Below are 12,743 nucleotides of genomic sequence, written 5' to 3'. Positions count from 1 at the left end.
ATTATGACAGAAATTAATGAAAAACGTACGCATTTTATTCGCCAACTTATTACAGATGATTTAGCCACTGGAAAACACAAGGCAATCGTAACACGCTTTCCACCAGAGCCTAATGGCTATTTACATGTAGGACATGCCAAGTCTATTTGTTTAAATTTTGGCATTGCAGAAGAGTTTAAAGGGTGCTGTTATTTACGTTTTGACGATACCAATCCAATTAAAGAAGAAGAAGAGTATGTCCGGGCTATTATTGATGATGTTAAATGGCTTGGTTTTGAATGGAAAGAAATCACCCATTCGTCTGATTATTATCAACAGCTTTATGATTACGCCGTTTATTTAATCATATCGGGTAAAGCTTATGTAGATAGTTTAAGCATGGAGGAAATACGTGCCTATCGCGGGACACTACAGGAGCCTGGCAAGGAAAGTCCTTATCGTAATCGCAGCATTGATGAAAACTTAAGTTTATTTGCGCGCATGAAAGCAGGTGAGTTTCCTGATGGCACGCACGTTTTACGTGCTCGAATTGATATGCAATCAGGTAATGTGAATATGCGTGATCCGGTTTTATACCGTATTCGCCATGCTCATCACCAACGAACGGGTAATGATTGGTGTATTTACCCTATGTATGACTATGCACATCCCATCTCTGATGCCCTAGAAAAAATAACGCATTCTCTTTGCACCCTCGAGTTTCAAGATCATAGGCCTTTATATGATTGGCTTATTGAAAATCTACCAGTACCTGCAAGGCCTGTACAAACTGAATTTGCTCGCCTTAATTTATCTCACACAGTAACTAGTAAACGCAAACTAAGACAGTTAGTTGAGCAAAAAATAGTGACTGGTTGGGATGACCCACGTCTGCCTACATTAAGAGGCATGCGGCAACGAGGCTATCCTGCAGCGGCAATTCGCCAATTTTGCGAGGAAATAGGGTTATCGCGAAGTGATTCGGTCATCGATATGTCCATTTTAGAAGCATGTGTGCGCGATGAGTTAAATAGAACAGCTAAACGTGCTTTATGTGTGCTTGATCCAATTAAAATTATCATTGATAACTTCTCAGAAGAAACCCAAGAGATTGAGGCAGCCTATCAACAAAATAATCCTGAGGCAGGCAGTAGAGTATTGCCTTTTACTCGTGAAATTTATATCGAAAAAAGCGATTTTATGGAAAATCCACCTAAAGGTTATTTCCGTTTATCGCCTGGGACTGAGGTACGCTTAAGACATGCTTATGTGATTCGCTGTAACGAAGTCATTCATGACAGTAATGGTGAAATAAAAGAAATTCATTGTACTTATGACCCTGATACGTTAGGTAAAAACCCTGAAGGCCGAAAAGTTAAGGGTGTGATTCATTGGGTATCGTGTAAGTATGCTCATCCAGTGACTGTGTATCAGTATGACAGGTTATTTACTGATCCAAACCCAGCACGTGAAGAGGATTTTTTACAGTTTTTAAATCCAAATTCATTAACTGTACAACAGGCTTTATGCGAACCTTCTTTAGCTAAACAGCCGTTAGGGGACGTGTTTCAATTTGAGCGGTTAGGTTACTATGGTGTTCATACTTGTGAAGAAGAAAAGGTCACGGCTTTTCATCGGGTGGTTGACTTGAAAGATACCTGGGGAAAAATGAGTTAAAATCTTAAAGAGAGAATGATGCTTTATTTATACAATTCATTAACACGTAAAAAAGAAATTTTTACACCTTTGATACCTGACCAGATTGGTTTGTACACCTGCGGCATTACAGTTTATGATTACTGCCATCTGGGGCATGCTCGTTCAATGGTTTGTTTTGATGTTATCGTTAGGTTTTTACGCAGCCAAGGTTTTAAAGTTAAATTCGTACGCAATATTACCGACATTGATGACAAAATCATTTTACGTGCGCAAGAACGCGGCGTGTCTATTCAAGAGCTGACTGAATATTATATTAAAGCCATGCATGAGGATGCAGCAGCATTAAATATTTTAACACCTGACTTTGAACCCCGCGCTACAGATTATATGAGTCCTATTATTAGCTTAATTCAGCGTCTAATGGATAAAGAGTATGCTTATCAAAGTGACAATGGAGATATTTGCTTTGCAGTAGAAAGCTTTAAAGGTTATGGTAAATTGTCTCATAAAGACATAGAAGGACTGGTTGCGGGTGCCCGTATTGGTGTGGTTAAAGAGAAGCGTTCACCACTTGATTTTGTTTTATGGAAAAAAGCAAAACCTAATGAACCTAGTTGGTCATCTCCTTGGGGCGAGGGTCGTCCTGGTTGGCATATTGAATGTTCAGCGATGGCTATGGATGAGTTAGGCGAGCAATTTGATATTCATGGCGGTGGACTTGATTTACAATTTCCTCATCATGAAAATGAGATTGCCCAAAGTGAGGCAGCCAGTGGCAAACCTTTTGCTAATTATTGGCTTCATGTAGGTATGTTGCAAGTTAATAACGAAAAGATGGCAAAATCTACAGGCAACTTTTTTACGATACAAGATGTATTACAGCATCACCATCCTGAAGTGATTCGTTACTTCCTCTTAAGCAGCCATTACCGCAGCCCCCTTAATTATTCTGAAGAAAATTTGCATAGCGCTGCTCGGGCTTTAACAAGGCTTTATCAGTCTCTGAAGGATATAAACGAGGCATCTGAAGAAGAGGTTGTGGCAGATTGGCTGGCAGCATTTAATAAAGCTATGAACGATGATTTCAATACACCGGTGGCTTTATCCATTTTATTTCAATTAAGCCATGAATTTAATAAATCTAAAACACCTGCGTTAGCAGCAACATTAAAAAAACTAGCGGGAGTATTAGGGTTATTGCAGAGCTCGCCAAAAGAATTTTTACAAGCGCAAGCGGCTGAAGTTGATAAAGAGCTTATTGAATCACTCATTGAAGAAAGACAGGCAGCTCGCGCTGCAAAAAATTGGCAGCAAGCGGATGAAATTAGGGCAACATTACTTAATTACGACATAGAATTAGAAGATGGCCCCGATGGTACAACCTGGCGTAAGAAATTAGTGAGCTAGAGCTTTAAATATAAAGCCTGGTCTATAAATTTTTGTAAGGTAGGTTGGGCTAAACGAAGTGCAGCCCAACAACTAATCGTTGGGGCATGTCACCAAGCTCAACCTACTTACCAGAATTAGAGACGGTAGACATGAATATCGTCATCGAGCCACGGTATTTCGAATGCAGGTAAACGAGTTAAAAAGAAAACCGTATTACCGCGGCTTGACCTCGGTATCCATGCATTGTATGTAAGAGCACCTACTAATATTTAGTGATTGGATCGCTCGCAGGAAACGTATCTTCCACCTCTTTGTCGTATTTTCTTTCTCGTTTGACACGTTTTGCTTTTTTCACATCATTAGATTCTGATGGTTTTTTTTCGCTTTTCTTTTTTCCCATAATTAGGCTCCTTTTTGTTTAAGACTGAAGGATTAATTAGGCTTCTAGTTAATACTACTAAGATATATTAAAAATAGCAAATTGGTTATTTTCTGATTAATGTTGACTCGTTACGCGTAAAATTTCAGCCAATGAGGTATCACCAGCGAGCACACGCTTAAAACCATCTTGACGAATGGTTGGGATTTGCGGTCGTAAATAGTCATCTATTGTTTGTAGGCTTTCATTGCGATGAATCATGCCTCGCAGTGTTTCATCAATAACTATTAATTCATAAATGCCAGTTCGGCCTCGGTAACCAAGCTGATTGCAATGATCACAACCTTTAGGCTCATACACTTGGACAATTTGTGAGTTTTCTGTTAAACCTAGCAGTTCTTTTTCATCTTCTCTTAGCTCATGGAGCGTTTTACATTCCGAACAAAGCTTTCTAACCAAGCGCTGGGCAATTAAGCCAATAATACTTGAAGAAAGAAGAAAAGACTCAACACCCATGTCGCGTAAACGGGTTAAGGCGCCTAGTGCACTGTTGGTGTGTAATGTTGACAATACTAAGTGCCCAGTTAAACTCGCCTGTACAGCGATTTCGGCGGTTTCCAAATCACGTATTTCTCCAATCATGACCACATCAGGGTCTTGCCTTAAAATGGCTCTTAAACCTTTAGCAAAAGTCATTTGTACTTTAGTATTAACTTGGGTTTGACCAATACCTGGTAAATCATATTCAATAGGATCTTCAATGGTAAGAATATTGCGGCTTACTTCATTAAGTTCGCTGAGCATGGCATAAAGGGATGTTGTTTTACCAGAGCCTGTTGGGCCTGTTACTAAAATGATGCCATGAGGCTGTGAAATCATGGTGCGAATAATGCCTAGTGTATCGTCAGCCATGCCCAAAAGACTTAAATTAAGCTGAGCTGCTTGTTTATCTAAGATACGTAAAACGATGCGCTCGCCATGATTAGAGGGAAGAGTAGAAACACGTACATCGATATTATGCCCGCCAATACGAAGGGCAATACGGCCATCTTGTGGTATACGTTTTTCGGCTATATCTAACTTAGCCATTACTTTAACTCTTGAAATCACTAGCGGCGCAATAGCGCGTTGGATTTCTAATACTTCATGCAAAACACCATCAATACGATTGCGTACTAGAACTCGATTTTCATAAGTTTCAATATGAATATCTGAGGCTTTTTGTTTAATGGCTTGAGTAAATAAAGCATTTAATAAGCGAATGATAGGTGCATCATCTTGATTATCAAGTAAATCTTCGGTAGCAGGTAGTTGGCCTGCGAGTAGTGATAAATCCATATCACCTTCCATGCCTTCGGCAGCATCTAAAATAGAGGATTTTGATTGATAGTGATTGGTTAAGTGCTGTTGAAATTCACCTTCAGACACTTCGCGTAATTCTAATTTACGCTGTAAAAGGCGCGAAACCTCAGCCAATACGGGCAAAGAAGGATTGGGCAGATGCAATATTAATGCTTTGTCTGCTTCATTTGCTATGGCTATAACGCCATTGGCTTTAGCAAAACTATAAGGAAGTTGCTTAGGCGTTTCTTCTACTACCGTACTAGGCTCTATCATTTGGTCATAATAACTCTCTGCTGTAGCGAACGACTAAAAGGCTTTGGTAACTCGGCTTGCTTCAGCGGGGGTAAAACCATATTCTTATTTACATTGACATAGTCTTGTGAACGTAAATAAGCAAGCTCATCTTGTCTTAAATCATTGTATTTGGCGCCTGTTACCTGCACTGCGTCGCCAGGTGTTCTTAAAATTATAGGACGAATAAAGACCATTAGCACTCTTTTCTCGCGTGTGTGCGCATTGTGTTGGAAAAGTCGGCCAACACCTGGTATGTCAGCTAAAATAGGAACAGCGACATTATCATTGGCTAAGCTATCTTGAATCAGTCCGCCTAAAACAACAACATCACCACTTTCTACATGCACCGATGTGACAATACTGCTAATTTTAAAGACTGGGTTATTGACATTTAAAAGCGTTGTGGGATCAATGGTGTCGTTACCTTGGTCTATTTGTAATTGAATACCTTTCCCGCGAGTAATTTGGGGCCTTACATAGAGATGCAGGGCAACATTCACGCGATCAAAGGTAACATAAGGGCTAGCAGTGGTCGTGCCGCCTGCATTATTAGGATAAGTAGTACTCGCTACCGAGACTTGTCTACCTACTAAGATTTTAGCTTGGCGGTTATCCAGTACGACGACTGATGGTGTCGATAAAATATTCGCTCTATGCCGCTGCACAAGTCCGTAGAGTTGCGCTTGGAAGTCATCAATGGTTGTTTGTGAGTTAATAATCGCAAAGCCAGGTCTAAAAGCGGCTGGATCGCCTGTTTGCAAGTTACTTCCCCATTCGATTCCTAAGCTATTAATATCATTTTCATCCACTTCAGCAACTAAAGCTTCAATGAGTAATTGCGCAGGCCTTATATCTAATTGGCTAATAACAGATTGTAAAATGCGAATTAAGCTAGCAGGGGCATTAATAATAATGGAATTTGTGTTTGGTTCAGCAATAATTTGTACGGTAGGCTTAGTCGTGCCTTCATTTTGCGTAGTAGCGCCTGTGGTATTAGGCGTCGCAGCAGGGTTTGAGGGTGCTGGGGCTTGATTTTGTGAGCTAGATGTTTGTGTGCTTGATGTGCCATTAGCCAGGTTAGAAGCAGGATTTGTGCTGTCTAATTCTGGCCGTGTAATTGTCCCTATTGTTGTACCTACGTTACCGCTAAAATTTGCTTGGGCAATACCGGCTAAAATAGGCACTAAATCTTCTGCCCTTAAATAATTTAAGTAAACCACTTTAGTATTACTATTTACGCCATGTAAATTTTGCTTATCAAGTTGGGCAATGAGCATACGTAAACGAATGCGGTCTGTGCGGCTGCCGCTTATTAAAATAGAGTTGCTGCGATCATCAGCGGCAATCATCACTTGACTGTGGCCAGCCATACCAGGCTGAGTTTTAATTAAATCTTTAAGTGTATTAGCAATGTCCATTGCTAACGCATACTTTAAGGGCACCATATCAATGCCATTGGCGGTAGAACTATCTACTTGTTTAATAATACTAGCTAATTGCCTAATATTACTTGCTCGCCCTGACAAAATTAACATGTTAGAAGGCCCATAAGCAGAAACATTACTCCATTGAGGCATTAACGGCCTTAGGACGGGAATTAATTGCTCAGCCGGTACAAAGTGGACAGGTACGACCTCAACCATCATGTCATCACCACGTGGCGGATTTTGCAAATCATCTAGCAAGTCAGCGGTGACGGTTTTTGCTTCGATATTAGGAATAATTTTGATGACTTTACCAGTGGGAATAGCAGCATAGCCCGATACTTGTAACACTGATAAAAAGACTTGATATAATTCTTTATCAGAGATAGGAGTGTTAGAAACAATAGATATTTTGCCTTGTACGCGCGGATCAATGATAAAGTTTTTACCCGTTATTCGTGAAACTTCAGCAATAACGGCACGAATATCCGCATTTCGTAAGTTCCATAATTTCTTTTCTTCAACGATATCAATAGGTGGGATTACTGAAACATCCGGAGTATTATCTGTATGAGTTAATGGCATGTTACTAGCGCTTACTTCTTTGCGGATTGTTTTTGCGAGATCAAGCTCAGTAATGGGGCCTACTTTGACTATATAGAGCTTGCGCACTTTATCGTAATCAATCCGAATGGGTTGTTTATATACGGAAGAAAGCTTAAATTTTAGTTGTAGCGCGTTATTTTCATGTGGAAAAGCGCCTGCATCAACCATATAAGCGGTTTTGCCATCTAAATTAATTTTTTTGATACCGATATCAGCAGCCTGTACACCAGTAAAGCAAAAAACAAATAAAAAGATTAAAACAAACTTTCGCATTAACCAACCACCCAATAAGCAATACCACATCATAACTAAATTTAATTAGATACAATAGACTTTTTGTTAATTCAATTTAAAGAAGCAAAAAACTGTTAATTAAGCCATCTCTCTATACAAATAAAAGTCATTTTTGATTATGAACTAAATGAATAAGTGGTTACAAAAAAGTAATCGAAGTTAATTATTATCCTAAATTTCAGTCTTTTATTTTTAGCTTATAAAGTATAAAAATGAGTGGCGGCAAGTATAAAAAGCGATAGCGAAAATCCAATACTTTCTTTCAGGTTGAATGGGTATATACTAAAGAATAGTGACTAAAAATTGCTTATTTTATTATGATTAAACAATTGCAGGATGCATTGAGTCATGTTCTTTTAGGAAAAGAGGAGATTATTCGGTTAGGGATTACTTGCCTATTAGCCAATGGTAACTTATTACTTGAAGACAGTCCTGGCATGGGAAAAACAACATTTAGCCATGGCTTAGCTCAATTAACAGGCATGCAATACAGGCGCATTCAATTTACCAGTGATTTGCTGCCAAGTGATTTGTTAGGCGTATCTATTTTTGATCAACAGCAACGCCTATTTACTTTCCACCGGGGGCCTATTTTTTCACAGCTCATTTTAGCCGATGAAATTAATCGAGCGCCACCTAAAACGCAAAGTGCGTTGCTTGAGGTAATGGAAGAGAAACAAATTACCACTGATGCCGGTACAGAATCGCTACCGGAGCCATTTTTTATCATTGCCACCCAAAATCCGTCCTATCATCTTGGTACCTATTCTTTACCTGAATCCCAATTAGATCGTTTTCTAATGCGCCTAGTAATTGGTTATCCTCCGGCAGATGCGGAGCGAGAGATTTTAAAAGCGCCGGCAGCTAATACCAAACTAACTACCTTAAAGCCTGTGATTAATCCGCAACAATTACTCGCCTTACAAAAGGAAAGTGAGCGTGTCATTATTTCAGACACCGTACTTGATTATGTCCAGTTATTACTAACCGCTAGCCGTAATCAGGATTGGTTTAATCATGGGCTTAGCCCTAGGGCTGGAAAGGGCATAGTTAGGGCTGCACAAGCTTATGCCCTTGTTGATGAGCGCAATTTTGTTCGCCCGGATGACATACAAACCATTTTACCCGCTGTGGTTAATCATCGTTTGCTAATTAAAAAGGCACAAAATAATTTATCTGCAGCAGAGTTATTAATCAATAACGTAACTGTCCCTGTGTGATTACATGATGAAAGAAAGGCTACTTAAAAATTTAAACCAATGGTTTAGAGCGCGTAACGATAAGGGCAACTCGCAAACATTTGGTTCTAGAAATAGCTATATATTACCGTCAAGCTTTGGATGGCTCTATGCCTTTGTTCTTATTACTTTATTTACTGGCGCAATTAATTATCAAATTAGCTTAATTTTTTTACTGGTATTTTTATTAGCGTTAATTGGGATAGGTAGCGCTTGGGAGGCGCAGGCTAATCTTAAAGGGCTATCAGTAAAATTATTGGCTATTGATGATGCAGAAGTGGGACAAGCTGTGTGCATTAATTTATTAATTAGTCCTAACAATAAGTTGCGTTATGCCTTGGAATTTCAAGTAGGTAAGCAAGCTGCTATTGGCTTAGAACAAACCTCTTTAAATGAATTTAGAATGGTTCTACCTCTATCAACTGATCGCCGAGGCTACTTCAAGCTACCTACAATCAAAATTTATACTTTATACCCGCTAGGACTATTTAAAACATGGGGTTATCTTTATTTTGATGAAGGTTTTTATGTTTACCCACAACCGGTTTTTCCAGGTTTTTGGCCGGCACCCATCACCGTACAAAGTAATAACCAAGTTGCCTTAGTAGGTGACAACGAATTTTATGATTTAAGACAAGTTGAAAACCCCTGGGCGCAGCCAAATCTTATTGCTTGGAAAATTGTTGCTAAAGATCAGGGGTGGCATGTTAAAACAATGGATAGTAGCGCAGGAAATTACTGGCTTTTTCAGTTATCCGATTTACCTTTTGATGATTTAGAAAAAAAACTGCAATATTTAAGTTTTTGGTTACAAAATGCCGAAGTAAATCAGGATTTATATAGCTTAAAATTAGGGCGTTTTACCACGCCATTGTCTCATGGTAAGCAGCATTTACAACAATGCTTGCGTCAGCTGGCTATTTGCTCATGACTAATAGCGAACAACGCCATTTTTTAACCTTGACTCGCTACACTCTATTAGTCGTATTACTATGCTATATACCACATTTTTTCCAATCACCTTCATGGGTAATGCTGTTAGCAGTAGCGGCAATAGGTTATAAATTTATCGCGGCCTATTTTAATTATCCCATTTTACCTGTCTGGATAAGGGTAATCTTAGTCATGGCTTCGTTAGCATTATTAAAAATTGCTTACGGAAATATGATAACCAGCGGGTTTTTTATCGGATTTTTAATCATTTTCGTTGGCTTAAAATGCCTTGAGATTTATAAGGTTCGTGATATTAAATTTATAATTATCTGTAATTTTTATCTTATTTTTTCAGCGTTAGTTATTAATCAAGAGCTGTGGATTGTAGTTTATTTATTTGCTGCTATTTTAGCTAACTTAATGCTGATGTTTAAGTTAAGTGTTAGGCAAGTTTCTTTAAAATACCTAAGTAGGAAAAGTGCGACCCAGCTGCTGATAGCGATCCCTTTTAGTTTGTTACTTTTTTATATTTTTCCTAGAATTTCTAAACCGTTGTGGCAAGTTCCATCACAGTCTATTAGTCAATTGGGTTTTAGCGAAAGCATGAGTCCTGGATCAATGACTGAGTTATTTAATGATGATCGTACCGCATTACGGGTTACTTTTAATAACAAACCAATATTAAATGGTTACTGGCAAGGGTTAGTGCTTAACCATTACAATGGTATTAGTTGGAATTCTGTACAGTTAGCTAGCGCAAAATTTAATCCATTAGTTGAGCTTACTGCTAATCAAAACGCAGATTATGAGGTGATTTTAGAGCCACATCAAAAGAAATGGTTATTTTATTTAAGTTTACCACTTGCAGCACGCCCTAGGCTGCTTTTCTCAACCGACTATGGTTTAGTTAGGGCAATGAATGAAGACATGATACAGCAGCGCTTTGCCTATGGCATAATAACCATGCAAACTAAGCCGCAGCAAACATTAAATGATACTGAACTTAGGCAGTATCTACAGCTGCCTAATAAGGTTAATCCACAATTAGCCGCTTGGGCGAAAGCACACTTTACAAACTTACAAAATGATCCAAAGTTATTTATTCGTTTTCTGCAGCAATATATTCATCAGCAACCATTTTATTATACTTTGGCGCCAGATAGGCTCAGCCTGCCAAATCAAATGGATGATTTTTGGTTTAATACAAAAAAGGGGTATTGTGAGCATTATGCGGGTGCCATAGCATTTATTTTGCGCGCCGTTGGTATTCCTGCCAGAGTAGTTGTTGGTTATCAAGGAGGAATATGGAATTCTGTTGGCCATTACCTTGATATTCAGCAAAATAATGCCCATGCTTGGGTTGAGTATTGGCAAGCACCCATGGGCTGGCAGCTTATTGATCCTACAAGTTTTATAGCGCCTGAGCGTATCGACCAAGCGATTAGAGATTTCCATTCATCTTATTTGAATCAAACAGATAATTCTTTTTCTGCTAATTTATCTTGGTTACAACGGTCACAATTTTTTATTGAATCACTGCGATTTTTTGCTGAGCGTTGGTTACTTTTTTATAATAAAGATGCGCAGCAAGATTTATTAAAGAAAATAGGTTTAGAAAAATTAACTGCCAGTAAATTATTGCAGGCTACTATCATTTTCTTCTTAATTTTTCTGTTTGTTATTGGATTTTTATATACTTGGCGTCAGCACAGGCAAGTAGATCAGTTATTAAAAGCATATCAGCAATTACAAAAAGAATTAAGGCGATTTAATGTGCCGACTAAGCCTTCAATGACACTTAAAAAACAATGTAATATTTTGATAAATAAGCTACCCAGGATGGCGCCTGAAATTTCCTTATTTTTATCTAATTATGAACGATTACGCCTGCAACAAAGTGAAAGCAATGTAGAAGATAATAGGCGGCATACGGTCTTGTTATTTAACGCGTTGAAAAGAAAACTAACCAAGATTAATTTGCATCAGTAAGATAGTCTAGGTTCAAGTCCGCAGGGCTGCAACTTGGGTTTTACTTTGTTTCACTTAGCCTACTTGCTACGTTATTCAGCTTTCGTGCTCCATTGATCGATATCGCGGTCAAACCGCGGTAATTCGTTTTTGATTTATTGCATACCAGCTACCGAAATACCGTGGCTTGACCACGGTATCCATGCTTTTCTAATACAGTAGATACAGCAATGACGACCTAAGTAAAACGCCGATCAACGATTGTTGGCTGCACTTTGTTTAGCCCAACCACCTAAGAATGAAATTATCTGTTAATTTCTACCACTAGCTTTCCATCTAAACCAATCCATGCGCGTTTCATAATTTCAGTGTTAAAAGCGCAGGCTACATCTCCGTGTTGGTTGATAGAAATAACACCAATTTCACCTTTATTTTTATTACGCTCATAAAGCACTTGCTCACATACTTCTTGTAGTGGGATGTTTAATTCAGTCAACATTGAAATGGTATGAGCAATAACACCGGTAATTAAGTATTCGCCTTCGCCTGTTCCGGAAACCGCGCAAGTGTTATTGTTAGCATAGCATCCTGCACCAATGACACAGCTATCACCAATTCGACCTGGCAAGCTATTACTTGTTCCACCAGTAGAGGTGCCAGCCGCAAGATTACCCTGGGCATCTAATGCGACAGCACCAACCGTGCCACTTTGCTTTTTAGCTAAGAGCGCCTCATAAGTCTCTTTCTCATGCAGACGTTCGTATTCGTCATATTGGTTATTGGTAACAAAATAAGAGGGTGGTTTTAAGTCTAGTCCTTCTTTAGTTGCAAATTCTAGAGCACCATAACCTGATAAAAAGACATGCTTTGTTTTTGACATAATTAAGCGCGCTAGAGTGATTGGATTTTTAACTTGCTTAACCATTGATACAGCACCGGCTTTAATTTCTCTGCCATCCATGATAGAGGCATCCATTTCAACATCGCCACAACAATTTAATGCTGAACCACGGCCGGCATTAAAATAGGGGCTGTCTTCAAGAATTTTTACTGCTTCTTCAACAGCATCCAGTGCACTGCCGCCTTGCTTTAAAATGTCATAGCCTGTTTGACAAGCTTGGGCTAACACTTTTTTAGTTGCTTCTTCATTTTTTTGTAAAAAAGGAGAGCTTTCGCTTGCACCACCATGAACTGCCATTGCTATCTTCATAAGTTACCTAAGTTAGTTTCTAAAGA

At 38.9% G+C, this 12,743-nt stretch carries 9 protein-coding genes; 5 read left to right on the top strand and 4 right to left on the bottom strand.

What is annotated here, in order from left to right; translation table 11 throughout:
• Positions 1-3 precede the first annotated feature (3 nt).
• Together DYE47_RS07905 and cysS are read left to right on the top strand one after the other, a co-directional pair.
• Positions 4-1,656, top strand: a complete 1,653-nt coding sequence (locus DYE47_RS07905; RefSeq protein WP_115302755.1) for a glutamine--tRNA ligase/YqeY domain fusion protein — start codon at positions 4-6, stop codon at positions 1,654-1,656.
• Between the two features lie 18 nt (positions 1,657-1,674).
• Complete coding sequence (gene cysS, locus DYE47_RS07900; RefSeq protein ID WP_115302754.1) at positions 1,675-3,045, top strand: cysteine--tRNA ligase; 1,371 nt, start codon at positions 1,675-1,677, stop codon at positions 3,043-3,045.
• 244 nt (positions 3,046-3,289) lie between these two features.
• Here cysS and DYE47_RS16040 read toward each other — a convergent pair whose 3' ends face one another.
• From DYE47_RS16040 to lspD, 3 genes are all read right to left on the bottom strand, one after another.
• The gene (locus DYE47_RS16040; RefSeq protein WP_160149871.1) at positions 3,290-3,427 is read right to left on the bottom strand and encodes a hypothetical protein; all 138 of its coding nucleotides are present in this window, start codon (positions 3,425-3,427) and stop codon (positions 3,290-3,292) included.
• Positions 3,428-3,523: 96 nt separating this feature from the next.
• Positions 3,524-5,023 carry a GspE family T2SS ATPase variant LspE gene (lspE, locus tag DYE47_RS07895; RefSeq protein ID WP_115302753.1) on the bottom strand — a complete coding sequence of 500 codons (1,500 nt, stop codon included), beginning with the start codon at positions 5,021-5,023 and terminating at the stop codon, positions 3,524-3,526.
• Positions 5,020-7,347 carry a GspD family T2SS secretin variant LspD gene (gene lspD / locus DYE47_RS07890; protein WP_115302752.1) on the bottom strand — a complete coding sequence of 776 codons (2,328 nt, stop codon included), beginning with the start codon at positions 7,345-7,347 and terminating at the stop codon, positions 5,020-5,022. Before lspD ends, lspE begins: the two co-directional genes overlap by 4 nt.
• Positions 7,348-7,685: 338 nt before the next feature.
• Here lspD and DYE47_RS07885 point away from each other — a divergent pair, with 338 nt between their 5' ends.
• Genes DYE47_RS07885 through DYE47_RS07875 form a run of 3 tightly spaced genes read left to right on the top strand, consistent with a single transcriptional unit; the run spans position 7,686 to position 11,528 of the window.
• Positions 7,686-8,588 carry an AAA family ATPase gene (locus tag DYE47_RS07885; protein ID WP_115302751.1) on the top strand — a complete coding sequence of 301 codons (903 nt, stop codon included), beginning with the start codon at positions 7,686-7,688 and terminating at the stop codon, positions 8,586-8,588.
• A gap of 4 nt (positions 8,589-8,592) precedes the next feature.
• On the top strand, positions 8,593-9,537 hold the full coding sequence (locus DYE47_RS07880; protein WP_176579712.1) for a hypothetical protein: 945 nt from the start codon (positions 8,593-8,595) through the stop codon (positions 9,535-9,537).
• Positions 9,534-11,528 carry a transglutaminase TgpA family protein gene (locus DYE47_RS07875; RefSeq protein ID WP_115302750.1) on the top strand — a complete coding sequence of 665 codons (1,995 nt, stop codon included), beginning with the start codon at positions 9,534-9,536 and terminating at the stop codon, positions 11,526-11,528. Before DYE47_RS07880 ends, DYE47_RS07875 begins: the two co-directional genes overlap by 4 nt.
• A 283-nt stretch (positions 11,529-11,811) precedes the next feature.
• Here the strand turns inward: DYE47_RS07875 and DYE47_RS07870 are convergent, their stop codons facing one another.
• Positions 11,812-12,717: an isoaspartyl peptidase/L-asparaginase family protein gene (locus DYE47_RS07870; RefSeq protein WP_115302749.1), complete on the bottom strand. Its 906-nt coding sequence runs from the start codon at positions 12,715-12,717 to the stop codon at positions 11,812-11,814.
• Positions 12,718-12,743: the final 26 nt, after the last annotated feature.

The organism is Legionella beliardensis (genome assembly GCF_900452395.1).
GTDB classification, from domain to species: Bacteria; Pseudomonadota; Gammaproteobacteria; order Legionellales; family Legionellaceae; genus Legionella_C; species Legionella_C beliardensis.
The sequence above is the reverse complement of the archived record's forward strand: the minus strand, read 5'-3'. Positions and strand labels throughout refer to the sequence as shown.

Excerpts from the sequence above, each read along its gene's own strand:
- DYE47_RS07905 (WP_115302755.1), top strand. The coding sequence starts at position 4 with ATGACAGAAATTAATGAAAAACGTACGCATTTTATTCGCCAACTTATT.
- DYE47_RS07870 (WP_115302749.1), bottom strand. The coding sequence starts at position 12,717 with ATGAAGATAGCAATGGCAGTTCATGGTGGTGCAAGCGAAAGCTCTCCT.
- DYE47_RS07885 (WP_115302751.1), top strand. The coding sequence starts at position 7,686 with ATGATTAAACAATTGCAGGATGCATTGAGTCATGTTCTTTTAGGAAAA.
- DYE47_RS07875 (WP_115302750.1), top strand. The coding sequence starts at position 9,534 with ATGACTAATAGCGAACAACGCCATTTTTTAACCTTGACTCGCTACACT.
- DYE47_RS07880 (WP_176579712.1), top strand. The coding sequence starts at position 8,593 with ATGATGAAAGAAAGGCTACTTAAAAATTTAAACCAATGGTTTAGAGCG.
- lspE (WP_115302753.1), bottom strand. The coding sequence starts at position 5,023 with ATGATAGAGCCTAGTACGGTAGTAGAAGAAACGCCTAAGCAACTTCCT.
- lspD (WP_115302752.1), bottom strand. The coding sequence starts at position 7,347 with ATGCGAAAGTTTGTTTTAATCTTTTTATTTGTTTTTTGCTTTACTGGT.
- cysS (WP_115302754.1), top strand. The coding sequence starts at position 1,675 with ATGCTTTATTTATACAATTCATTAACACGTAAAAAAGAAATTTTTACA.
- DYE47_RS16040 (WP_160149871.1), bottom strand. The coding sequence starts at position 3,427 with ATGGGAAAAAAGAAAAGCGAAAAAAAACCATCAGAATCTAATGATGTG.